The organism is Salinibacterium sp. SWN167, assembly GCF_015864665.1.
Lineage (GTDB): Bacteria > Actinomycetota > Actinomycetes > Actinomycetales > Microbacteriaceae > Rhodoglobus.
Map to the genome: position 1 here is coordinate 665,192 of NZ_JADYWU010000001.1, position 23,880 is coordinate 689,071.

Annotated in this window: 18 protein-coding genes; 11 read left to right on the plus strand and 7 right to left on the minus strand. The window is 62.7% G+C overall.

Features of this window, described 5'->3' with window-relative positions; translation table 11 throughout:
• Positions 1-7 precede the first annotated feature (7 nt).
• Positions 8-1,030, minus strand: a complete 1,023-nt coding sequence (locus I6E60_RS03110; RefSeq protein WP_197122894.1) for a LacI family DNA-binding transcriptional regulator — start codon at positions 1,028-1,030, stop codon at positions 8-10.
• Positions 1,031-1,265: 235 nt separating this feature from the next.
• Here I6E60_RS03110 and I6E60_RS03115 point away from each other — a divergent pair, with 235 nt between their 5' ends.
• The 5 genes from I6E60_RS03115 to I6E60_RS03135 all read left to right on the plus strand — a co-directional run bounded on the left by I6E60_RS03115 (position 1,266) and on the right by I6E60_RS03135 (position 8,686).
• Entirely contained in the window at positions 1,266-3,305 is a 2,040-nt protein-coding gene (locus I6E60_RS03115) for a beta-galactosidase (protein WP_197178828.1), read from the plus strand.
• Positions 3,302-4,234, plus strand: coding sequence for a carbohydrate ABC transporter permease (locus tag I6E60_RS03120; RefSeq protein ID WP_197122897.1), 933 nt, complete (start codon positions 3,302-3,304; stop codon positions 4,232-4,234). The genes I6E60_RS03115 and I6E60_RS03120 overlap by 4 nt, the downstream gene beginning before the upstream one ends.
• Positions 4,234-5,112, plus strand: coding sequence for a carbohydrate ABC transporter permease (locus I6E60_RS03125; RefSeq protein WP_197122899.1), 879 nt, complete (start codon positions 4,234-4,236; stop codon positions 5,110-5,112). Before I6E60_RS03120 ends, I6E60_RS03125 begins: the two co-directional genes overlap by 1 nt.
• A 75-nt stretch (positions 5,113-5,187) precedes the next feature.
• Entirely contained in the window at positions 5,188-6,522 is a 1,335-nt protein-coding gene (locus I6E60_RS03130) for an ABC transporter substrate-binding protein (protein WP_197178830.1), read from the plus strand.
• The gene (locus tag I6E60_RS03135; RefSeq protein WP_197178832.1) at positions 6,506-8,686 is read left to right on the plus strand and encodes an alpha-galactosidase; all 2,181 of its coding nucleotides are present in this window, start codon (positions 6,506-6,508) and stop codon (positions 8,684-8,686) included. The genes I6E60_RS03130 and I6E60_RS03135 overlap by 17 nt, the downstream gene beginning before the upstream one ends.
• Before the next feature lie 5 nt (positions 8,687-8,691).
• Here I6E60_RS03135 and I6E60_RS03140 read toward each other — a convergent pair whose 3' ends face one another.
• From I6E60_RS03140 to I6E60_RS03165, 6 genes are read right to left on the minus strand one after another with little or no spacing between them, the layout of a single operon-like run.
• The gene (locus tag I6E60_RS03140) at positions 8,692-9,648 is read right to left on the minus strand and encodes a pirin family protein (protein WP_197122905.1); all 957 of its coding nucleotides are present in this window, start codon (positions 9,646-9,648) and stop codon (positions 8,692-8,694) included.
• Positions 9,649-9,672: 24 nt separating this feature from the next.
• A complete protein-coding gene (locus I6E60_RS14525) occupies positions 9,673-10,833 on the minus strand; it encodes a peptidase C39 family protein (RefSeq protein ID WP_307841774.1) in 1,161 nt (386 codons plus the stop codon).
• Between the two features lie 41 nt (positions 10,834-10,874).
• Positions 10,875-12,527: an ABC transporter ATP-binding protein gene (locus tag I6E60_RS03150; protein WP_231601110.1), complete on the minus strand. Its 1,653-nt coding sequence runs from the start codon at positions 12,525-12,527 to the stop codon at positions 10,875-10,877.
• Positions 12,524-13,381 (minus strand): ABC transporter permease, encoded by an 858-nt coding sequence (locus I6E60_RS03155; RefSeq protein WP_197122907.1) that lies wholly within the window; start codon positions 13,379-13,381, stop codon positions 12,524-12,526. The genes I6E60_RS03150 and I6E60_RS03155 overlap by 4 nt, the downstream gene beginning before the upstream one ends.
• Positions 13,378-14,367, minus strand: coding sequence for an ABC transporter permease (locus I6E60_RS03160; RefSeq protein ID WP_197178834.1), 990 nt, complete (start codon positions 14,365-14,367; stop codon positions 13,378-13,380). Before I6E60_RS03160 ends, I6E60_RS03155 begins: the two co-directional genes overlap by 4 nt.
• A 3-nt stretch (positions 14,368-14,370) precedes the next feature.
• The gene (locus I6E60_RS03165; protein ID WP_197178836.1) at positions 14,371-17,043 is read right to left on the minus strand and encodes an ABC transporter substrate-binding protein; all 2,673 of its coding nucleotides are present in this window, start codon (positions 17,041-17,043) and stop codon (positions 14,371-14,373) included.
• A 123-nt stretch (positions 17,044-17,166) separates the two neighbouring features.
• On the opposite strand from I6E60_RS03165, the gene I6E60_RS03170 reads away from it, so the two are divergent.
• From I6E60_RS03170 to I6E60_RS03195, 6 genes are all read left to right on the plus strand, one after another.
• Positions 17,167-18,234: a hypothetical protein gene (locus tag I6E60_RS03170; protein WP_197122913.1), complete on the plus strand. Its 1,068-nt coding sequence runs from the start codon at positions 17,167-17,169 to the stop codon at positions 18,232-18,234.
• A gap of 52 nt (positions 18,235-18,286) precedes the next feature.
• Complete coding sequence (locus I6E60_RS03175) at positions 18,287-19,450, plus strand: hypothetical protein (protein WP_231601111.1); 1,164 nt, start codon at positions 18,287-18,289, stop codon at positions 19,448-19,450.
• Between the two features lie 128 nt (positions 19,451-19,578).
• Complete coding sequence (locus tag I6E60_RS03180) at positions 19,579-22,056, plus strand: ATP-dependent Clp protease ATP-binding subunit (RefSeq protein ID WP_197122917.1); 2,478 nt, start codon at positions 19,579-19,581, stop codon at positions 22,054-22,056.
• A gap of 176 nt (positions 22,057-22,232) precedes the next feature.
• A complete protein-coding gene (locus I6E60_RS03185; protein ID WP_197122919.1) occupies positions 22,233-22,736 on the plus strand; it encodes an amino-acid N-acetyltransferase in 504 nt (167 codons plus the stop codon).
• A gap of 26 nt (positions 22,737-22,762) precedes the next feature.
• Complete coding sequence (locus I6E60_RS03190; RefSeq protein ID WP_231601112.1) at positions 22,763-23,389, plus strand: hypothetical protein; 627 nt, start codon at positions 22,763-22,765, stop codon at positions 23,387-23,389.
• Between the two features lie 12 nt (positions 23,390-23,401).
• A complete protein-coding gene (locus I6E60_RS03195; RefSeq protein WP_197178838.1) occupies positions 23,402-23,827 on the plus strand; it encodes an SseB family protein in 426 nt (141 codons plus the stop codon).
• The last annotated feature ends 53 nt before the right edge of the window (positions 23,828-23,880 follow it).

The following is a 23,880-nucleotide window of genomic DNA, read 5'->3' on the forward strand; positions in this document are numbered from 1 at the left end:
CTCTGCTTTAGGCTGAGCCGCGCAGCTTGATTTCGGTCGGCAGAATGCGACCGGGAGACTCGGGCGTGATGCCGTTCACAAGCTCCAACACCATGGATGCCGCTTCGCGCCCCAGGAGGTCGGCTGGCTGGCGCACCGTCGTGAGTTGGGGCTGGCACCGCATCGCCCAGTCGCTGTCGTCGAAGCCGACAATGCCGATGTCGCCTGGCACTGAGCGCCCGCGTTCGCGCAGCACATCCATGGCGCCAGCAGCGAGAGCATCGGATGCCGCGAAAACTCCGTCGATATCGCCGGCGCGGTCGAGGAGGGCTTTCATTCCCTCAACGCCACTGGTGCGCGAGTAGAGCGGAAAATCGACAACCAGATTCTCGTCGAACTGGTCGCCCAGGGCATCCCGAAAGCCGGCTAGTCGTTCGCTACCGGAGTCGCGGTCGAGGGCTGCGGCAATCATGCCGATTTTCTTGCGGCCGGTGGAGAGCAGTTCGCGAGTGATGTCGCGGGCGGCACCGCGGTTGTCGATGCCGACGTAGGGCATTTCTGGTGCGCTCATGGGGTGGCCGACGAAGACGGCGGGGAGGCCGATGTGGGCGATGGCGTCGGCGATGGGGTCGTGTTCGCGGGCGGAGACGATGACGGCGCCGTCGACGAAGCCACCGCGCAGGTAGTCAGCAATGCGGGCGCTGTCGCGGTCGGAGCCGATGATGAGGCAAACGAGTTGGTAGTCGTCTTCAGAGAGACGATCGTTGGTGCCGAGAAGAATCGCGCCGATGTTGGGATCTTCGAGAAAGACGGAGTGGGGCTCATGCACGATGAGCGCAATTGCTTTGGAACGCTGGGTGGCAAGGTTGCGGGCCGCCATATTGCGAACGTAGCCGACCTTGGCGATGGCTTTCTCGATGGCCTCTCGCGCGGAGTCAGAAACGTAAGGTTCGCCGTTGAGCATGCGGGAGACGGTGCCACGGGAGACGTTGGCCTCGGCCGCGACGTCGAAGATTGTCGCGCGGCGTGGTCGTGCCCCAGGTGTTGCCATAACCCCATGCTAGCGCTCTCACGGGTGCGGCACTGGCCCCGTTTCGCGGGACTGTTCACGCTCACAGACACGCCGACCGCTTGACACAACGAATAAGGCTCGCTTAGTGTGTGAACGCTCCCAGAGATTGTCGCCAATTTTTGTGGGTGAGGTTCTGTGCACGTTCACAGAACTCGGACAATTGTGAGTAGAACTGCTGACCCAGCAGCTGCACCCATCGCCAAAGGAGGCACGCGTGACCATACCCCGCGCAGATCGCGTCGCGAGCTGGTCACCCGAATCCCTCGTGCTCGGTTGTGACTACAACCCCGAGCAGTGGTCCGAAGAAGTGTGGCAGCACGACGTCGCCCTCATGCAGCAGGCTGGGGTCACCCTCGTCGCGATCAACATCTTCGGCTGGGCCGAGATTGAGCCGCGAGCGGGAGAGTACAACTTCACTCGCCTCGACGCGATCATGGATCTGCTGCACTCTGCCGGCATCCGGGTGAACCTGGGCACTGGCACCTCATCGCCGCCCGCGTGGCTTACGACGGCGCACCCCGATATTCTGCCCACCGCCGCCGATGGCACCCGTCGCTGGCAGGGCGGCCGCCAAGGGTGGTGCCCGAGTTCTCCCGAGTTCCGTACTGCGGCACTCGGTCTCGTTGCGAAGGTCGCCGAGCGCTACAGCGACCACCCTGCGCTCGCGATGTGGCACGTCTCGAACGAACTCGGATGCCACAACGCGCACTGCTACTGCGACACTTCTGCTGCCGCGTTCCGCGTCTGGTTGCAGTCGCGCTACGACACCATCGATGGGCTCAACGCCGCCTGGGGCACGACCTTCTGGAGCCAGCGCTACAGCGACTGGAACGAAGTGTTGCCGCCCCGCGCCACGCTCTCGTCGGCGAACCCTGCGCAACGCCTCGACTTCAACCGCTTCAGCTCCGACGAGCTCCTCGGCTACTACAAGGCCGAGGCGACACTGCTGCGCTCGCAGAGCAGCATCCCGGTGACCACGAACTTCATGGTGACCGCGCACATCCGCAGCCAAAACTACTGGCAGTGGGCGAGCGAAATGGATGTCATCGCTAACGATCACTACCTCGATCACCGGCTGCCGCATCCGAACAATGAACTCTCGTTTGCTGCCGACCTCACTCGTGGGCTCGCCCAGGGCGAGCCGTGGATGCTCATGGAGCAGGCCAGCAGCGCGGTGAGCTGGCAGCCATACAACTTGGCGAAGCAGCCGGGTGAAATGCTTCGCAACACGTTGACGCACGTTGCTCGGGGAGCAGACACCGTCTGCTTTTTCCAGTGGCGAGCGTCACGACAAGGCGCCGAGAAATTTCATTCGGCTCTGCTCCCTCACGCTGGTACTGACACTGCTGTGTGGCGCGAGACCCTCGACCTGGGTGAGAAACTCCACTCCCTCGAGACTCTCGCGGGCACTCGGGTCGAGGCGTCCGTTGCCCTCGTCTTCAGCTGGGAATCCTGGTGGGCGGCCGAGGGCGACTCGCAGCCATCGTCTGCCGTGCGCTACCTCGAGCAGGTTCACGCGGCGTACAACGCTGCTAGCGCGAACGGCGTCACGGTCGACATCGTCGCCCCGGGTGCTGCGCTCGACGCCTACAAGCTCGTCATTGTTCCTAGCCTCTACCTCGTCGACGACGCGAGTGCGGCCGTCATCAGCGATTACGTTGCGGGCGGTGGCAACGCCGTTGTTACGTTCTTCTCCGGCATCGTGGACGAAACCGACGGCATCCGCCTCGATGCCACTGGCGATACCCCTCCCGGTGCCTTCAGCCACGTGCTTGGCGCCTGGACCGAACAGTTCATGCCTGTGAAGCCCGAAACGCGCCTCATGCTGAACGACGGCGGTAACGCGAGCATCTGGGCCGAGCACGTCCGCCCCACCACAGCGGATGTCGTTGCCGAGTTCGCGTCCGGCCCCATTCCTGGTGGCCCGGCCATCACTCGCAACCGTTTCGGTTCGGGAACTGCGTGGTACGTGGCTACCGCGCTCGACGCCCCGAGCTTTGCCGACCTGATGGGCCGCGCACTCAACGAGGCCGGTGTCGAACAACTCGAACTCCCCGCCGGCGTCGAAGTGGTGACGCGATCAAACGCCACCGACCGCTTCCGTTTTGTGATTAACCACAGCGCGCATGAGATTTCTTTCCCCGCCGACGGCGCAGAATTGTTGACGGAAACTGCAGTCACAGGTTCGGTGGCTGTTCCCGCTGGTGGCGTTCGCGTCATCCGCCTGACTGTCGAAGAAGGAGCAACGCGATGACTACAGACATTGCCACGCCCGCCACACCAAAAAAGGCGGTGACGAAGAAGATCCGGGTGAAGACTAAGGCCACGAATAACCGTGCAGCGGTGCTGTTCTTCATCGCGCCGTTCTCCATACTGTTCAGCCTGTTCTACATTTTGCCGATTCTGGTGGCGATCTATCAGTCGTTGCTGACGGTCGAGCGTGAAGGCACCTTCGGTAAGCCAACGGAGGTGTTCGGCGGTTTCGTGCAGTACGCACGAGTCTTCCAAGACTCCTCGTTCTGGGATTCCATTCTTCGGGTTCTCGGCTTCGGCATCGTTCAGGTGCCGGTCATGCTGGGGCTGGCGCTGCTGCTGGCGCTTCTGCTGGACTCGCCGCTGGTCAAGGGCAAGCGGTTCTTCCGTCTCGCCTTCTTCGCACCGTATGCCGTGCCGGGTGTTATCGCCGCTGTCATGTGGGGCTTCCTTTACTCGCCCAACCTGTCGCCGTTCACCGCGATCACGAAAGAGATCAACTTCTTGGGCGCCGACCTTGTGCTCTGGTCGATCGCGAACGTTGTCACGTGGGTCTTCGTCGGCTACAACATGATCATCATCTACTCGGCGCTGCTGGCGATTCCGAGCGAGATTTACGAAGCAGCCCGCCTCGATGGGGCGTCGCAAGCTCGAATCGCGTGGTCGATCAAGATCCCGTTGATCACTCCGGCGATTACCCTCACCGCAATCTTCTCCATCATCGGAACTCTGCAGCTGCTCGCCGAGCCACAAGTGTTCAAGAGCTTCACGTCTGCTGTGACGAGCACCTACACCCCTAACTTGCTCATCTACTCGACAGCGTCGGTGCCGAACGTGAACCTCGCCGCAGCCTTCTCGGTGGTTCTCGCGCTCTTCACCTTCGCGCTCTCATTCACCGTGCTCAAGTTCACCCAGCGAAAGGCTGACTGATGAGTGCCACCAAAGCTCCCGTGAAGAAGCACAACGGTCCTCGCGAAAGCCTCTTCTCGCGTTCGGGTGCCATGCTCGTGATGGCAATCTGCACGTTCTACTTCCTGATTCCGATCTGGTGGCTTTTCGTCGCAGCGACGAAAGACCGTGGCGACTTCACCTCGTCTGCGCCGCTGTGGTTCGCTGACTTCAACCTGGTTGAGAACATCGTCAATCTGGCGAACTACCGCGATGGACTCTTCTTCCAGTGGATGCTCAACAGCATCCTTTACGCCGGAGCTGGTGCCGCCGTCGCGACGCTCTTCGCCACGATGATGGGTTATGCGCTAGCGAAGTACAGCTTCCGCGGCCGCGAAACGCTCTTCAACGTGGTGCTGGGTGGCGTGCTGGTTCCCGCAACGGCGCTCGCGCTTCCGTTGTTCTTGGTCTTCAGCCAGGTGGGCGCCACCAACACATTCTGGTCGGTGTTCTTGCCGAGTATCGTGAGCCCGTTCGGCGTCTACCTCGCTCGTATTTATGCGACCTCGAGTGTGCCAGACGAACTGGTCGAAGCTGCGCGCATCGATGGTTCCGGAGAAGTACGCACCTTCTTTACCGTTGCCACCCGACTCATGACGCCGGCAATGGTCACGATCTTCCTCTTCCAGTTCGTCACGATCTGGAACAACTTCTTCCTACCGCTCATCATGCTGCGCGACGAGAAGCTGTTCCCCGTGACGCTTGGTCTTTACATCTGGAATAGCCAAGTGAACCAGATCCCCGAAATTCGGGCATACGTGATCATCGGCGCACTGCTGTCGATCATCCCGCTCATCATTGCTTTCCTCAGCCTGCAGCGCTTCTGGCGCAGCGGACTAGGAACCGGCGCACTCAAGTAGTCGCCCGCTCGACCACTCGGACTACCCCCGAGGGAAACCCCGCATCACAATCACAATCACTAGGAAGGTAATCGCATGGCTAATCGCATAGCTCGCGCTGGAGGAGCATTGGTGCTCGTCTCCGCGCTCGCACTCTCAGCATGCTCCACCGGTGCAGGCACAGACGGTGGCACTGACGCCGCTGACGCGTGCACCCCGTCAGACGGACCCGTAACGCTCAGCTTCACCACATGGCTGCCCGGCATGGAAGATGCCGCAGCAATCTGGAACGAGCAGAACCCCGACATCCAAGTTGAGGTTCAGACGGGACCCAACGGTCTTGGCGGAACGTACAACAACTTCTTCAACCAGATCGAAGCCGGCAACGCGCCCGACCTTGGTCAGATTGAATACGACGCCCTGCCCAACTTCCGCGTACAAGACGGCGTTGTCAACATCGCCTCGTGTGAGGGAGTAATGGACGCTCAGGACGAGTTCATCGACTGGACCTGGAGCCAGGTCACCTTCGGTGAAGAAGACTCGGTCTACGCAATTCCGCAGGACACCGGCCCCGAGGCTCTGTTCTACCGTGCCGACCTGTTCGAAGCCGCTGGCATCGACATCCCCACCACGTGGGACGAATACGCAGAGGCTGCCGCGCAGATTCGTGAAGAGGGTGGCTACATCACCAACTTCTCACAGAGCGACATCAACGCCTTCGCCGGACTCGTCTGGCAGGCAGATGGCCAGTGGTTCGAAAACGACGGCGAAGCCTGGGACGTAACCCTTGACTCGCCCGAGTCGCTCAAGGTTGCTGACTACTGGCAGGGACTGCTTGACGATGACCTCGTTGCCACCCTCCCGGCCTGGACCGACGAGTGGAACAACGGCTACAACTCCGGTGACGTCTGGAGCTGGGTTTCTGCAGTATGGGGTGCAAACTCCATCACGAGTGGTGCACCTGACACCGCAGGCAACTGGGCTGTAGCTCCGATGCCGCAGTGGAACGAAGGCGACTCTGCAGCCGGCAACTGGGGCGGATCGAGCACTGCTGTTCTCAAGGGAAGCGAACACCCCTACGAGGCGGCACAGTTCGCTCTCTGGTTGAACACCGACCCTGAGGCACTCGCCAGCATGAACGCAACGGCGAACATCTACCCCGCAACGAAGACCGGTGGCGACCTGCCGGCCTTCTCCGAAGGTCTCGACTTCTTCGGCGGACAGAACATCTACGACGTCTTCGCCGCTGCCGGCGCAGAAGTTAACCCTGACTTCACGTGGGGCCCGACTATGACGCAGGTGTACACGGATGTTGCTGACGGATTCTCTGGCGCCATCTCTGGCTCAGGCACCCTCACGGATGCGTTGACCATCGGTCAGCAGAAGACAATCGACGCCATGAAGGCTGCCGCGATTGCTGTCAACGAATAACACGAACGACATCGTTCACCTCCGTGCCGCGGGCACCAGCTTCGTGCTGGATGCTCGCGGCACGGGCGTGCCGTCGATCACGCACTGGGGTGCAGACCTCGGAGAACTTGACCACGACCAGCTCGCGGCGCTCGCAGATTCGCGCGAGCGTGCCCTGGGGCCGAGTTCCATCGACGAACCTTTCCGGCTGAGCATCGTTCCCTTGCTCGCCGAGGGCTGGACCGGGTTGCCCGGTCTTGAGGGCCGCCACGATCGGGCTGCCGGAGCAAGCGGTGGGCGTGTGCGTCGGCCGTCTCTGCAGGCCGCGAGCATCGAGCATCCGACCCCCGACCGTATCTCGGTCACGCTGGTCGACGACGAGGCCCTCAGCCTCACCATTGACTTTGAACTGTCTGCCGCCGGAGTGCTGCGCAGCCGGTCACGATTGACCAACACCGCCGCCGAGGCTTTCGAGCTTTCATCGTTGGCCACTGTTTTTCCGCTCCCACCGGTTGCGCGCGAGCGACTCGACTTCAGTGGAATTTGGGCGGCAGAACGCCAACCCCAGCGCTCCGCCATCGACTACGGAACCTGGCTGCGCGAGTCGCGCCACGGTCGCCGCGGTCACAACGATTCCTTCCTCACCGTGTCGGGAACACCCGGCTTTGGTTTCCGCCACGGTGAGGTTTGGGCAGTACACGCCGGAACGAGCGGCGATACCCGCGTGTGGACTGATCGCCTTGCGCTCGGCTACACCACAGTGGGCATCGCCGAGCTGCTGGCTCCCGGCGAAGTTCGCCTCGCGACGGGCGACACCCACGAAACTCCGTGGGCCTACGCCGCGTGGTCGGATTCCGGCCTCGACGGGCTGAGCAACCGTTTTCATCACTGGTTCCGCAGCCTCCCCGCGCATCCCTCGACACCGCGCCCGCTCACCCTCAACACGTGGGAGGCCGTGTACTTCGACCACAACTTTGACCAGCTCGCAGCACTTGCGGATGCCGCAGCCGACGTCGGCGTTGAGCGTTTCGTTCTCGACGACGGCTGGATGACCGGCCGCACCGACGACAAGCGCGCGCTCGGCGACTGGACGGTGGATGCCACGTCATGGCCCGAGGGTCTCGCTCCACTCGTTGACCGAGTGACAGCCAGCGGTATGCAATTCGGGTTGTGGGTCGAGCCCGAGATGGTGTCGCTCGACTCCGATCTTGCGCGCGAGCATCCGGAATGGATTCTGCGCGACGACGACCGGCCGCTGCCGAAGTCGTGGCGCAACCAGCACGTGCTCGATCTCGATAACCCTGCTGCGCGTGAGCATGTGCGCGATGCAATTGCGGCGCTGCTCGACGAGTACGCGATCAGCTACCTCAAGTGGGATATGAACCGTGATCTGCTCGGTGGCTCGGTGCACCGCCATGTCGCCGCAACGTATCTCCTCATGGACGAACTGCGCGAGCGTTACCCGCACGTCGAAATTGAGTCCTGCGCTTCGGGCGGTGCGCGAGTGGATGCTGGCGTGCTCGAGCGCGTGCAGCGAGTGTGGCCCTCCGACACCAATGATGCGCACGACCGTTTCTCGATCATGCGCTGGACCAACCTGCTCGTGCCCTTCGAATACCTCGGATCGCATGTTGGCTCGTCGCCCGCGCACACCTCGGGGCGTTCACTGTCTCTGAGCTTCCGGCTCGCGACTGCGCTTATGGGCCACTCGGGCATCGAGTGGGACCTCACCGCCGCGACTTGCGAAGAGCGAGATGCGCTGCGCACGTGGGCGGGCGTCTACCGTTCACTGCGCGGACTCATCCATTCGGGGCGCGTTGTGCGCAGCGAACTCAGCGCCGACCCGATCGTCACCGGAATTGTGGCGGATGACGCTACCGGTTCAACAGCTGATGCCGTGTTCTGGGTGACCAACCTCGTGACCCCCACCGACTCTGTACCCACCGCCCGGCGATTGCCCGGACTTGACCCGCACCGTCTGTACCGCATCACCCCCGTCGATGTGGGTGCGGAAGCGGCAACCTACCCGGGCACTGCGCCAGCGTGGTGGCACGACGGCGAGCTCACGCTGTCGGGCGCAGCGCTCGGGTCGGTTGGTCTCACTCTGCCGATTCTGCATCCTGATGAGGCGCTCGTATTGCGGGTGACTGCGGTCGGCGGAGAAAACGCGAGCGGTGCACTCTAGCCGGTCTAGAGGCGCGGCCTCAGCCTGATCGTGGGCAGTTCCGGGGCGGGCAGCGGATGCCCATCACAGCTGGCCACGGTTCCGAAGCGGCCAGAGGGATTGCCGGCCTCGATCACGTCGGCCTGCCACTGCGCGCGGAACATCACGATCTCGTCGTGACTGCGCCCGATGAAGTTCCACCACATGATGATGGCCTCGCCGAGCGGTTCGCCGCCGAGTAGCAGGAGCCGAGTATCCGTCGCCGCCGTGATCGAGAGTTCGGTGAGGCCGGGAGCGAGATACGCGAGGTGATCTTCGGGCGTCTCGACATCAGCGATGGTCACGTCGCCGGCATCCACGAGCACGCCGTGCTCGAAGGTGGCGTCGAGCGTGAGGGTGATGCTGGTGTCGGCGGGTACGTCGAGCTGCGCGCCGAGAAGCGGGGAGAAGACGCGGGCGGGAGATGAGACGCCGGCGAGTTCTCCGATGAAGACGCTCACGGTCGCGCCCTGATGCTCAAACGGCGTCGGCACGAAGTTCTCGAACGCGGGCGCGGTGTCGCGGTGGGCGTTCGGCAGGGCGACCCAGAGCTGCGCACCATGGAGCAGCGTCGGCTCGGCGGGGGAGACCTCGGAGTGCGAAATGCCGCGCCCGGCCGTCATGAGATTCAACTCTCCGGGCCGCACGGTTGCGAGACTGCCGACGCTATCGCTGTGCTCGATGTCGCCCGCGAAAAGCCAGCTGACGGTTTGCAGGCCGGTATGCGGATGCGGCGGCACGTGCATCCGCGTCGTCTCAGGGCCGTAGTGGTCGACGAAGCACCACCCGCCGATGAGCGAGCGGGACCGCTGCGGCAGCGTGCGCCTCACGTTCATCGCGCGTGGGCCGCCAAGGGGAACCTCGCGAGGCGAGAGCAACTGCACGCCAGTGCCGAGCTCGTTTTCACACAGCACTTCGGCCGGGTTCTTCTCGGTGTTACTCACGGCGGCTCCTGACCTCAGTGAGAGCTAGCGTGCCACAAAAATGACCCCGCGATAAGTGGGGTCGCCGAACGCGACCATCTGGTCGAGCACCGCGATCGAGACGGGCAGATCGTGGGAGTCGACCCAGGTCTCGCCCTGCTCGGCCGTGATCCACGGATCGTTGAGCAGAATGGTGTCGCCCTTCACCGAGTGAGCGACGACCCAGTGCGGGGTCGAGGCATCGTGCATGGGTTCTTCTTCGATCAACAGGATGGCGAGTTCGCCACCGGCAACGCGTTCGCTGATCTGCTGAATCGACAACGGAGCCGTGTGCTGCTGGATGCCGCGGCTCGCCGCTTCGGCCCGCGACTGCTCCTGCAGCTGCTCCCGGAACGTGCGCTCTTCGCCCTCATAGGTCTCGAGCAGTGTCGGTGCGGTCGTGTCGAGGTGCAGTTCGAGACTGATGGCAGAAGCCGACTGGGCGATCACATCGTGCACGGCGACGGCGAGACCGAGGGGTTCGCACGCCGGGAAATTGGTGGCCGAACGCCAGAACGCGAGTTCGCGTTCGCGGGCATCATCGTCTTCGGTGTCGGCAAAGGGCTCAAGGCCGAGGTGGCTGAGCGCTGTCATGGCGGCAACCGCGCCACACGTGAACAGCGTGGTCTGGCCGTAGTAGCGCAGCTGCTCGTGCGGCCAACCGCCGTGCCACAGCACGAATCCGCGCACGCCCTGCGTGCCGTCGGCCGAGGAGATCGGGGTGCGGAGTTCGGTAAAACCGAAGTCGGCGGCGAAAGCGGGGAGCTCGGCCTCAAGAGGGAGCTGCCATTTGAGGGCGGCATCGCCACGCTCCGCGGAAGCCGCGATCAGTTCGCCGAGAAGGCTCTGGGCAGCAGCATCGCTGTCGGCCCAGAGGTCAACGAGCTTCGTGTAGCGCGTGTTCGGGCGACCCGAGGTGAGGGCCGCTGCGCTGCCGGTGGGGGAGGCGAGCATCCATACCCGAGGGCTATAGGGCTCGCGATCGCGCTGCCATTCGGCGGCACGCTCGGTGCCGAGAGCCTCTGCGAGGTGCGTGGGAAGCTCGGCGGGCGCGAGCTGAACAACGGCAGTGCCGATCGTTGCATCAACAGCAGCGGTGGTGGTGTTCGAGGCGGCGGCGTCGGTCGTGTGTGTGGCGGCGGAGTCAGCAGGAGTGGAGGTGTCCACGGGGTCCTTTCGGGGCGAGTCGGGCGCTTGTGGCGCCGAGCTCAGTGAGTGGGTGCTTCGTGAATGGACGCTGCGACGAGCGCCTGAGTGTAGGGATGAGTCGGCGCGTTGAGCACGTCGTGGCACTGACCTGACTCGACGACTTCGCCGTACCGCAGCACGTACACGCGGTCGGCGAGCTGGCGCACCACGGCGAGGTCGTGCGAGATGAACAGGATCGAAAGGCCGAGTTCGACGCGCAGCTTCGCCAGCAGATCGAGAATCTGTTTCTGCACCGACACATCGAGCGCCGACACTGATTCGTCGCAGATCAGCAACTCTGGCTGAACAGCCAGAGCACGGGCAATGGCGACTCGTTGGCGTTGGCCGCCCGACAGCTCTGCTGGTCGCTTACTCGCGAAGTCGGTGGGCAGTTCAACCAACTGCAGCAGGCCATTGAGGTCGGATGCCGGACGACCCGCCACCCTCAACGCCAACTTCAGCGACCGTCCGACACTGATCATCGGGTTGAGCGAGGAGTACGGATCCTGGAACACGATCTGCATCTGCTTCGGCGTGCGTGAAGCGCGGCCGGCGGCGAGGGCGACACCGTCGAACTCGATCACTCCGCTGGTCTCGTGCTCGAGCCCGGCAATGCACCGCGCGATTGTGGTCTTGCCCGAACCGCTCTCGCCGACGATGCCGACGGTCTCGCCGCGGCCCACGGTGACGCTCACACCGTGCAGAACGGTCTTATCGCCGAAGCTCTTGGTGATGTCGGTGGCGGTGACGAGGTCGCCGATTGCTGAGTCGGCGTCTGCTACCGCAGCGGTCATGCCGACACCGGATGCCATACGCACGACCCCGGCCGAGCGATCGGTGAGTGAGGGGTCGGCTTCGATCAGCGCCCGAGTGTAGGGGTGGCTTGGCGCATTGAGCACGGAGCTCGTGACACCGCGCTCCACGATCTCGCCGTGGCGCATGACGAGCACGTGCTCGGCACGTCCGCGCACCATCCCGAGGTCGTGCGAGATGAGAAGGGCAGCCATGCCGCGCTTCTCTTGCAGGCCCCGAAGGAGGTCGAGAATCTCGCCCTGGTTGCTCGCGTCGAGAGCGGTGGTTGGCTCGTCGGCAATGAGCAGTTCGGGGTCGGTGGCGAGGGCCGCCGCGATGGCCACCCGTTGACGCATTCCCCCGGAGAGTTCGTGGGGGTAGGCGCGCGCGACATCCGCGGGCAGGTTCACTTCGGCCAGGCTCTGCGTGATGCGGGCGGTGCGTTCCTCACGGCTGAGGCGGGTCGCGCTCGCGGCATCGATCGTCATCCCGATTTGGGTGCCGCAGCGGTGCACGGGGCTCAGGCTCGTGAACGGATCCTGCAGCAGCAGTGAAATGCGGCGACCTCGGGTCGCACGCCACACGGCATCCGTAGCGGGCAGTTCGATCGTTGCACTCGCAAGCTCGATGGTGCCGCGCGCGGTGAAGCCGGCAGGCAACAGCCCGGCGATGGCTTTGGCTGAGAGCGTCTTGCCGGAGCCCGATTCGCCGATGAGGGCGAGGGTTTCACCTGGCGCAATGGAGAAGTCGAAGGGGGCGACAACAACGCCAGCCGGCCCGTCGATCGTGAGTCCGGTAACGGCCACCTGAGCGGTCGAGTCGATGCCGGAGCCCAAGCCGTCACCCGACGCGGGCACGTTTGTCATGCTGGTCTCGGTCATGAGCGTCCCGTTCTGGTCAAGTTTTGGCCGAGCCAGTCGCCCACAAGGTTTGCTGCCGAAGCGACGCCGATGATGAGCAGGGCTGGCACAAGAACCGCTGCCGGGTTGTCGATCATGATGGCGCGACCGTCGGTGAGCTGGCGCCCCCAATCGGCCGTGCCGGGGGCAACGCCGACGCCCAAGAACGACAGCGACGAGAAGGCTACGAGTGCGAACGCCACATTGAGCATCGAGTTGGTGATGATCAGCGACCACACGTTGGGCAGCACCTGCGTGAACATGATGCGGGTCTTGGAGAGCGACAGCATTTGGGCTGCCTCCACGAAGGGGCGCGCGGCCTGCTCCATAACTCCGGCGCGCACAATGCGGATGTCCGAGGGCGAGAACAGCAGGATCAGCAGCAGCACGGTCATCCAATAGCCAGCGCCGAAGACGCCCGCGACGACGATGGCGGCCAGCAAGAGCGGCAGCGAGAACAGCAGGTCGGTCCAGCGGCCAATGATGAAGTCGATCGGTCCACGGAGGTAGCCCGCAACCGTGCCGAGCAGAATGCCGAGCAGCATCGACCCGAGGGCGACACACACCGGACCAACGAGGGCGGATGCCGCTCCCGCGATCGTCAGAGCAAGCACGTCACGACCGAGTTCGTCGGTGCCGAGAAGGTGACCAGGGCTGCCCGGGGGCAGCAACGAATCGAGAATCGACTGGGCTGTGGCATCCGGGGCAATCAGGTTGCCGAAGAGCACTAGGAAGGCGACGACGCCGAGCAGGGCGAGCGACAACCAGACGGCCACCGGATGCCGGCGGCGCGACCGCGGAAGTTTAGCCAGAACGATGGCTTCGGTGCTGCTCACTGAGCACTCTCCTTGGCGCGGATGCGGGGGTCGAGGAAGATGTAGGCAAGGTCGGCCAGCAGGGCGATGATCGCAATTGTCACGGCCACCAGCAGGGTGAGCGCTTGCACGACGGCGATGTCCTTGAACAGCACGGAGCCTTGCAGCAGAGTGCCGAGGCCGGGCAGCGCGAACGTCGTTTCGGCGAGCACGGTGCCGCCGACCAAGAAAGTCAATACGAGGCTTGCGCCGGTGACGATCGGGATGGCGGCGTTGCGCAGGGCGATCAGATGCACTTGGCGGTCGGGCAGGCCCCGCGCGCGACCAAAGGTCACGTAGTCGCTTTCGAGTTCGCGCAGCATGGCGGTGCGGGTGAGTTTGAGGATGATGGCGCCGAGTCCCAAGGCCAGAGTGATGGCGGGCAGTATGAGGTGCCAGAGGGTGTCGAGGCCACCGTCGCCCGATCCGTAGACCGGAAAGATCGGCAGATAGAACGCGAAAGTATAGAGAAGGAGGAGGCCTACGGCAAAGGTGGGGGCGCTGAGGCCGACGATTCCGAAGCCGGTAGCGAAGCGGTCGATCCAGCTTCCCGAACGAACGGCGCTCTGCACTCCGAGCGGAACGGCGACGATCACGGCAAGGAGGAACGCGAGTCCGCTGAGGGCGGCAGTGATGCCCAGGCGCGAGCCGATGACATTCGAGACCGAATCTTGCAGCCGAATGGACTGCCCAAAATCACCGGTGAGGGTGTTGCCCAACCAGATCAGGTACTGCATATACAGCGGCTGATCGAGATTGTATTGCGCACGGATCGCGGCGATGGCTTCCGGCGATGATGCCCGGTTGCCGAGCAGGTTCTTGACGATGTCACCGGGAGCGAGGTGCAGCATCGAGAACACAATGATGGACAGCACCAGCAGGATTCCGATGGTGCCGAGCACGCGCACCACAAGCATGCGGCCCAAGGACCGTGCTTGTGATGCGCGTGCGATCGGGGTGGTTGTCACAAATTATCCAGCCGGAGTGAGCAGGGTCGGCCAGGACGAGATGAACGCGAATGAGCTGTAGCTGCTCATGTCAATGTCGTTCGAGAACGCGGTGGCGGATTGTCCCCACCAGAGCGGAACGCTGATGATGTCTTCTGCCTGCAGCGTTTCGGCCTCGATGAGGAGGTCGATGCGAGCAGAGGGGTCAGTCTCGGCGCCAATGCGCTCGAATAGCGAGAGAACTTCGGGGTTCTCGTAGTTCGAGATGTTGTAGTCGCCGAGCATGTAGGTCGAGACTTCAGCGGGGTCGCCCAGGGTGGAGAAGTACCACATGAGGCCAACGCCGTAGCTGCTGTCTTGTTCGAGGCTCGCGAGCCATTCCTCGACGGGAACTTCGCGCACGTTCAGCGTGATGCCGATCTTGGAGAGGTTCTCGGCGAGCGACTGAGCCGCGGTGCCGAGCTGCGGTCCCGTGGAGGGGAACAGAATGTCGGTCTCGAAGCCATCCGGGTGATCGGAGGCTGCCAGTGCTGCCGCAGCCGCATCAAGGTCGAAGTCGTACTGCGGGATGGTCGCGAGCAGGTCGCGGGCATCATCGGCACTGTAGACACTTCCGAGGGATTCGGGGGTCGCGATGGCAGTAGCTACTTCGCCGTGGCCGCGCAGCAGCTTGTCGACGATCGTGGTGCGGTCAACACTGTGGGCGAAGGCTTCGCGCACCTTCGGGTCGTTGAACGGCTCGAGGGCGGTATTGAAGTACATGCCGACGTACGAGAGGTCGTTGACGTAGTCGACACGCATGTTGTCGAGGTCTTCCCACTGGGTCGACTGGGCGAGCGGCACGTTGAACGCCACATCGATGTCGCCAGACTGGGCAGCAAGAAGGCGGGTGCCCTCATCCGGGATGAACTTCACGTTGATGTTCTTCACCTCGGGAAGGTCGCCCCACCAGGTGTCAACGCGTTCGAAGTTCACGTGCGAGTCGGGAACAAACTCGGTGACCTTGTACGGGCCCGAGCCCAGAAGCAGGGCGCTGCTGGTACCGACTTCGCCGTTGTTCTCTTCCCAGAACTTTTGCGAAGTGATGAAGGCCGCGCCACCCGTGCTCATGTTGGCGGCGAATGCTGCATCAGGGGCAGAGAGGGTCACGGTGACTTCGAGGTCGCCGGTCTTCTCGACGCTCTCCACGCCACCCAAGTAGTACGAGAGGCCGGGCGAGCTGGTCTCGTCGCGCGCCTGCTCGAGGCTGAACACGACGTCGTCTGCGGTCACCGGGGTGCCGTCTTGGAACATCGCATCGTCGCGCAGCTCGTAGACGTAGGTCACGTCATCCGGCTGGTCCCACGATTCGGCAAGGCCGGGCTGCAGGGCGCCGTCGGCGTCGATCGAGACAAGACCTTCTTGAGTGATGGAGGCAATGTAGTAGTTGAGGATGCCGCTTTCGGCACCCACATAGAGGCTCGAGAGTGAGCCGGGCAGAGCCACCGTGATGGTGTCGATGTTGCCGTCGCCGGTGGGAGTGCTCGATGTGGCACAGCCCGCGAGCAGCAGGGCCGAGGCGGCGACGGCGACCGTGGAGGCCCGTGCCCCCTTTGCCAGGGTGGAATTAGTCGATCTCATGCGAAGTTCGTGCCTTTCGGTGAGCGTTACAGGAGGTGTAAAGGGAGGGGATGCAAATTTCGCGCGTTGGAGGTGCGAGTGCTGTGACAGTGCCGCGCGGTCACTGTTGGTTTTCCGGGCCACCTCTCGCATGGCCAATAGCCGGAGGGCTACGGCGATGCTTGGAGTGTCGGCTGAGTCGTCGAGAGTGGTCGCATAGATGCGTCGACGAAGTTTGGGCTGCAGCTCGAGGGCCACGACGCCATCGGGCAGGGTGGTGGTGGCGAGAGCAAGTTCGGAGAGAAAGGTGACGCCGATCCCGGATGCCACGAGCGCAAGGGCTGCGCCGGTGGTCGTCACATCGTGCCGCAGCGTGGGCTTCTCGCCGAGGGGGGTCGCGACGGCAACAAGCTGCTCGGTGCAGGTAGCCGGGCCGCCGATCCACGTGAACGGAAGAAGCCCCGCGACACTCGCTGACGCGCCGAGCTGATCGGCGGCGGCTTGAGGCACGATTGCGAGCACGTTTTCGGAGAGCAGGAAGCGCGAGCGCAGTCCCTCCGGGCTTGTGTGCGAGCTCGATGCGATGGTGTGGTCGCTTGCGTAGCGGTAGTCGAGGGCGATATCGGCGCGACCTTCGGCGACGGCGCTGAGGGCGGCATCCGGTGCTGCTTCGCTGAATTCGACGTGGATGCCCGGAAACTCGCGATCGAGGCGAGAGAGTAGCGGTGCGATGATGCTGGCGACGGCGGCGGGGAACGCGGCAAGCCGCACGGCGCCCCGGTCGAGACCGAGGTGCGCGGTGAGGTCGCTTGCGGCGGCGGTAACGGCGGCATCGATGCGGGGCGCGTGGCGGGCAAGCAGGGCGCCGGCTTCGGTGAGTTCCATGCCACGCGGCGTGCGGGCGACGAGGGCGATGTTCAGCCGGGCTTCGCTGCGCTTGAGGTGCTGGGTGATGGCGGGCTGGCTGAAACCAAGTCGGCGAGCGGCTGCCGAAACGCTACCGGTCTCTTGGATGGCAACGAGGATGCGCAGCATGTGGAGGTCGAGCGCACGCGTCAGTTCGTCAAGGGTGGCGGTGTCGTGCGGTGCGTCCTTCATAACGACACCTTATGGGTAAACAGCACCTGCATAACGTTACAGAATGATTAACTTTGGCTATGGGGCGCGACGCAGCCCTTTCGGGGGCGGGCCGAATCGCGACCGGAAAAGTACTCTTAAATCATGACAAGTTCTCGACGCCTGCCCGCACTCCTCTCGGGCGCCGTAGCTCTTTCCCTCGTTTTGAGCGGTTGCTCACTGATCGAGCAGGCCGTGACCTCAGCAGGGGAGGGGGTAATTGCTCACGCTGCGCTGTCTCGGATGGTTTCAGAGCTGGCGGAACTAGAGGGTGTGAACGAGGCGTCGTACGACTACACGAGCGATTCCGCGTCAAGGAATGTGGGGGACGTCAGCGTGATAGCGACGCCGGAGGTCCACAGCGCCCAGCTGGAGCGAATTGCTGAACAATTTCGCGGGGGCTATACCGGTGTCGAGCAAGCCGCGTTCTTGCCGCGCTTCACACTGGAGCTCGCCGACAATCCGGCCGGAGCTCTAGAGACACAGGGTCTTCCTGAGTCTGCTGAAGCCTTTGTGGCAAATTTTGAGTTCTGGCGAGCGGTGTCCACCGCAGCGGGGACCGAGCTCAGCGTAAACGTGCAGACCGTCGACGGCTTCGGCGGGAATTCACGCTCAGTTTTCGTTCCAGATGAATCAGATTTCGATGCGGCGGCAGACCGTGTCGTGGAAAATTACGCAGCGCTACAACAGCTCGCGAGCGAATCTGAGCCGAACCGCACGAGCTGGTTTGTGGCCGGCATTTATTCGCCAGAGGAACTCGCTCCGCTTGAGTTTGTGGAACTCGTTACCGATCTTCGCGCAGTGATCCCGTTGCGGGATAACTCGAAGGTTGGTGACTCAAGCTTTGGCGACGCGGACTATCCGGAAGGGTTCACGGCCACATGGGCAACCCCCGGAGTGCTTGACGGGATCTCCGAGATTTCTGTTTCGAGCAACGAGTATTCCGATGAGGCGTGGCAGAAGGCACTTGCAGCTGCGACTCGCACTGGGCAGTTCGAGAACGTCAACTTTCTCTTTCGCGCGGGCGACCGCGGCTTCAGCTTCCATACCTCCGCGTGTAGCGGATTAGTGGAGGCTGCTGCCAACGACGACATTTTCTTCCAGGCTGTTTCCTCCTCCGGAGCACAGCTTGCTCTCGGCGCTGGCCCCGGCGTGTGCTTCCCCGAGCAGTGACGCCGATAGCGGTCCGGGGTGGCTTCGCGACGGCAAAAGAAGAGGATGAGCATTGAGTTTTCAGCGGCGGATTGTGAGCGCACTGGCGGCGCTGTCGTTACTTGTTCCCGCGCTGGCGGGGTGCTCGTTCATGAACGATGACGCAACCGATCTTGACAGTGCCGGGCTGGTCGCGTCGTACGAGGAGTTCCTTGCCGAGAGTGCCACTCAACTAAGGGAAATTGAGGGCATCGGGGAAGTCTCGCAAGCCCCGATCTCGGGTGCGTTGTGGGATAGCTCCGTCATGATCGATGTCGAGGTGAGTGAGGAGTTCGCTGAGGCCCAAACGGTTGCCGTCGTCGAAACGCTGCGCCGGGTATCCGACAGCTATCCCTTGTACGGCATCCCGGTAGCGTTCACGATTCGGGTGGCGGGAGAATCCAGCGGTCGTTTTCGGGTGGCCGGCCTCGGACTTCACCCAGACTTCGTCATCAGCAACTTCAACTATTGGCGAGCGCTCGAGCAAGCGCTCGGCGCTGAGCTGACGATGGTGCTGTTAACCGACGACTACGACGAGGTTTCGTACGCGCGAATCATAGGCCCAGGCAACGGCGCGGTCTCGCGAGAAGCTATCGCTCAGGTGGTGATCAATTATGACGCGCTCGCGACAGTGTCTTCGGCACAGGGCAGCGGTGGCACCGGCGTGGCTGCAGCGCAGGGTAACGAGTACGAGACGTGGGCGCTCCCAGGGCTCAATGCCTCTGGCCACCTACCGCCGAGGGATGTCATCGAACTCGTTGCCGCTCTCGGCCGCTCTTTTCCGTTGCAAGAGAATGCGTGGCTCGGCCTCGACTACGACTACGACTATCCGGCCGCTCTCGCCGCGGCTGGCGCGCTGGTGCAGTGGACGGACAACGAAGCTGCACTGCACGGCCGAGAGGTCGCAGTCAACAGCGCTGAGTACCGCGATGACGAGTGGCCGGCAATCGTCGCCGCTGCCGCAGATGCTGCCCAGGTCGCGGGCTTTGACTTCGGCTACGTGTCGCCCGAACGCGAGTTCCGTTTTCACACTTCCCCCTGCGAGGGCACGATCGAGCAGACAGCCGACGACGAACTGCTCTTCGCTACGCTGCGTGAAGATGGTGTCGCCTCGCTCGAAAGGCTAGCGCCGGGGCGCTGTGTCCCCGAGTATCCGCAGTCGTGGGGTGGCGGTTCTGCGTCTGGCGACGGGTCGTGACGTTTGTGTCTCCCAGCAGTAACCCAGCACAGTCACGCCTAGGGCGAACAGCGGACTATTTCGCGATTTCTCTGGTTAGTCTCTTTACATCGGTACCGAATCTGTAGCGGTATCTAAGGAGTGAAGAGATGTTTGAGAGATTTACCGACCGCGCCCGTCGTGTAGTCGTTTTGGCCCAAGAAGAGGCCAAGATGCTCAACCACAACTACATCGGCACAGAGCACATTTTGCTTGGCCTCATCCACGAGGGTGAAGGCGTTGCCGCAAAGGCGCTTGAGTCTTTGGGTATTTCGCTCGACTCCGTGCGCGAGCAAGTGCAAGACATTATTGGTCAGGGTCAGCAGCAGCCGACCGGCCACATCCCCTTTACGCCGCGTGCCAAGAAGGTACTTGAACTGAGCCTGCGCGAAGCGCTGCAGCTCGGTCACAACTACATCGGCACCGAGCACATCCTGTTGGGTCTCATCCGCGAGGGTGAAGGCGTTGCCGCTCAGGTTCTCGTGAAGCTTGGCGCTGACCTCAACAAGGTTCGCCAGCAGGTCATCCAGCTCCTCGGTAGCTTCCAGGGCAAGGAAGCCGTTGCCGTTGGTGGCAACGAATCTGCGCCCGACAAGGGATCGCAGGTTCTTGACCAGTTCGGCCGCAACCTCACTCAGGCGGCTCGCGATGGCAAGCTCGACCCCGTCATCGGTCGCGAGAAGGAGATGGAACGCGTTATGCAGATCCTCTCCCGCCGCACCAAGAACAACCCCGTGCTCATCGGTGAACCCGGTGTCGGTAAGACGGCTGTTGTTGAAGGCCTCGCCAACGCGATCGTTGCTGGTGACGTTCCCGAGACGCTGAAAGACAAGCAGCTCTACTCGCTCGACCTCGGAAGCCTCATCGCTGGCAGCCGTTACCGCGGTGACTTCGAAGAGCGCCTCAAGAAGGTCACCAAGGAGATCCGCACCCGCGGCGACATCATCGTCTTCATCGACGAGATCCACAGCCTCGTGGGTGCCGGTGCTGCTGAAGGTGCCATCGACGCAGCATCCATCCTCAAGCCGCTTCTGGCTCGTGGCGAGCTCCAGACCATTGGTGCAACGACCCTCGACGAATACCGCAAGCACTTTGAGAAGGATGCCGCGCTTGAGCGCCGCTTCCAGTCCGTGCAGGTGCACGAACCTAACCTTCCGCACACCATCAACATCCTCAAGGGACTGCGCGACAAGTACGAGTCGTTCCACAAGGTATCCATCACCGACGGAGCCATTGTTGCCGCAGCGAACCTCGCCGACCGTTACGTCGCCGATCGTTTCCTGCCTGACAAGGCCATCGACCTGCTCGACGAAGCCGGCGCACGCCTGCGTCTGTCGATCCTGTCGGCACCTCCTGAGCTGCGCGAATTCGACGACAAGATCGCCGACGTCCGCTCGCGCAAGGAAGGCGCCATCGAAGACCAAGACTTCGAGAAGGCTGCAAGCCTGCGCGACGAAGAGAAGAAGCTGCTCGGAGAGCGCCTGCGCCTCGAGAAGCAGTGGAAGTCGGGCGACGTCGGCGCGAGCGGAATCGTGGATGAAGGTCTGATTGCCGAAGTTCTGGCAGCAGCAACCGGCATCCCCGTCTTCAAGCTCACCGAAGAAGAGTCCAGCCGCCTTATCTTCATGGAGAAGGCACTCCACATGCGCGTTATCGGTCAAGAGGAAGCCGTCTCGGTTCTCTCCAAGACCATCCGTCGCACCCGTGCTGGCCTCAAGGACCCCAACCGCCCCAGTGGTTCGTTCATCTTCGCCGGCCCGACCGGTGTAGGAAAGACCGAGCTTGCCAAGGCGCTCGCAGAGTTCCTCTTTGATGACGAGAACGCCCTCATTTCGCTCGACATGAGTGAATACGGCGAAAAGCACACCGTGTCACGTCTGTTCGGTGCCCCTCCCGGATTCGTAGGATTCGAAGAGGGCGGCCAGCTCACCGAGAAGGTGCGCCGCAAGCCGTTCAGCGTTGTGCTCTTCGACGAAATCGAGAAGGCTCACCCCGACATCTTCAACTCGCTCCTGCAGATCCTCGAAGAGGGTCGCTTGACCGACGGCCAGGGTCGCGTGGTGGACTTCAAGAACACCGTCATCATCATGACCACCAACTTGGGTACCAAGGACATCACCGCTGGTCCCATGGGCTTCCAGGTGGAAGGTGACTCGGCAACGAGCTACGACCGCATGCGCGGCAAGGTTGTTGAAGAACTCAAGAAGCACTTCAAGCCTGAGTTCCTCAACCGTGTTGACGAGACCATCGTCTTCCCGCAGCTCAACAAGCCTGAATTGCTGCAGATCGTTGACCTCTTCATCAAGCGTCTCTCTGAGCGCATGATGGATCGCGACCTCACCGTCGAGATCACTGCCCCCGCCAAGGAGCGCCTCATCGAAGTCGGGTTCGACCCCGCCCTCGGTGCCCGACCGCTTCGCCGCGCAGTGCAGCACGAAGTGGAAGACGCGCTCAGCGAGAAGATCCTCCACGGCGAGCTCAACGCCGGCGACCACGTGCACGTTGACTTCGTTGACAACAAGTTCGTGTTCGTCACGAGCCGCCAGCCCGGTCTCCCCGAAAAGGAGCCGGCTGAGGTCGAGGCCTAAACCTCACCGCAGACGACAAGTGGCTGGGCTGCACCTCACGGTGTCGGCTCAGCTACTTCGTCGTTAACGCGCAGGCATGACGTGGCAGACAGCCTCCAGCAGACGGCCAGCGGATGTTCGGCGAAACCCGCACGCGAGTGCGGGGTGTGCGCGGCCCTGAGCGGTAGCGTTAGCGCGTGACCACATTCACCATCCGCCCGGCTACGACATCCGACGTACGGGTCATCCAGAGGCTCGTGGAGCCGCTCGTTAACCAGCGCATCCTGCTCGGCAAGGATCTCGTGGTGTTCTACGAAGCGGTGCAAGAGTTTCGCGTTGCGGTGTCGCCGCAGGGCGAGGTCATCGGATGCGGTGCTCTGCACGTGATGTGGCACGACTTGGCCGAGGTGCGAACGCTTGCTGTCGCCTCCGAATGGTTGGGCGCCGGTGTCGGTCATGCGTTGCTCGACCAGATCGAGCACGACGCCAAGATGCTCGGCCTTGAACGCCTGTTTTGTCTCACGTTTGAGACCGCGTTCTTTGCCCGGCACGGCTTCGAGCCCGTCGAGGAAGATCTCGTCGATCCCACGGTGTTTGCGCAGTTGGCGCTCTCGCCCGACGAAGGTATTGCCGAATTCCTTGATCTTTCCCGTGTAAAACCCAATACCCTCGGCAACACGCGCATGCTGAAGCGTCTTTAGCGGCCCCAGACGTTTAGCCTTGCGGTATGTCGACGTTCAAGAATCCTGTCGGCCCGCAGTCAAGCAGCGTCTACTGGCGCCGGCGCTTGATCGTCGGGCTAGGGCTCCTTGCCGTGATCGCCATCATCTTGCTGATCATCTTCGGCCCTAAGGCGTCGTCGGATACCGCAACCACCTCGCCGTCGGCATCGGAAACGGATCCCTCGGCCGCGGAATCCAGCACGCCCGCGGCCACTGATGCCTCTGGTTCGGTCATCTGCGATCCGGCCAAGCTCACGCTCGAAGCAATCACTGATGATTCGAGTTACAGCGAGGACCAGAACCCGCAGCTGTCATTCTCAATCAAGAGCACCATGACAGAACCGTGCGTTATTGAAGCCGGGAGTGACATTCAAGAGTTCGTCATAACGAGCGGTAGCGACGAAATTTGGAACTCGCAGCACTGTCAGACCGAAGGGGAGCCGGCCACCATTACGTTGCAGCCTGGCGTCTCCGTGCAATCGAGCTCGATTGAGTGGGACCGCACCCGATCGGCCACAGACACTTGTGAGTCCGACCGCCCCGTTGTCACTGCGGACGGTGCCAGCTATCACCTCGAGGTCTCTGTTGGCGACATCACGTCAGAGAGCACCAAACAGTTCATTTTGAACTAACCCGGATTGGTCATGGATTCTTCATCCTCCTCGGCACAGAGTGCCGAATTCAGTTCCCCTTTGCTCGCTCAAGCTCTTGAGGCTGGCGACCCCGTAGCGGTGGCTCTGGCGCTGCGCAATGACCGAGTCATGGTGCCTTTGCTGACGGATACCGACGGCGACGACGCCGCCCCGAACGAGAACGAAGCGCAAGTGCGCGTCTTCCGCCGCGGCGAAGCAGATAAGTACATGCTCTTGCTGTTCTCGTCGGTTGACGCCTACGTTGCCATGCTGCCCGAGGAGACTGACCATCAGGTTGTCGCGTATCGCGCGGAGGACTTGCGTGCGTTCCTCGAGACCAATCGTGGCGTTCTGGAGTCGGTCTGGTTCGACGTTGCAGGCCCCCACACGATGCAAGCATCGCCCGATGACATCCTGGATGCCCTCACTCTTTCCTAACTGAGCCGCTCGCCGAGGTGTTTTCCACAGATATTTGCGGTTCTGGAGGAATC

Coding starts and splice junctions, on each gene's coding strand:
- I6E60_RS03110 (WP_197122894.1), bottom strand. CDS start 1,030: ATGGCAACACCTGGGGCACGACCACGCCGCGCGACAATCTTCGACGTC.
- I6E60_RS03120 (WP_197122897.1), top strand. CDS start 3,302: ATGACTACAGACATTGCCACGCCCGCCACACCAAAAAAGGCGGTGACG.
- I6E60_RS03125 (WP_197122899.1), top strand. CDS start 4,234: ATGAGTGCCACCAAAGCTCCCGTGAAGAAGCACAACGGTCCTCGCGAA.
- I6E60_RS03130 (WP_197178830.1), top strand. CDS start 5,188: ATGGCTAATCGCATAGCTCGCGCTGGAGGAGCATTGGTGCTCGTCTCC.
- I6E60_RS03150 (WP_231601110.1), bottom strand. CDS start 12,527: ATGACCGAGACCAGCATGACAAACGTGCCCGCGTCGGGTGACGGCTTG.
- I6E60_RS03165 (WP_197178836.1), bottom strand. CDS start 17,043: ATGAAGGACGCACCGCACGACACCGCCACCCTTGACGAACTGACGCGT.
- I6E60_RS03170 (WP_197122913.1), top strand. CDS start 17,167: ATGACAAGTTCTCGACGCCTGCCCGCACTCCTCTCGGGCGCCGTAGCT.
- I6E60_RS03180 (WP_197122917.1), top strand. CDS start 19,579: ATGTTTGAGAGATTTACCGACCGCGCCCGTCGTGTAGTCGTTTTGGCC.
- I6E60_RS03190 (WP_231601112.1), top strand. CDS start 22,763: ATGTCGACGTTCAAGAATCCTGTCGGCCCGCAGTCAAGCAGCGTCTAC.
- I6E60_RS03195 (WP_197178838.1), top strand. CDS start 23,402: ATGGATTCTTCATCCTCCTCGGCACAGAGTGCCGAATTCAGTTCCCCT.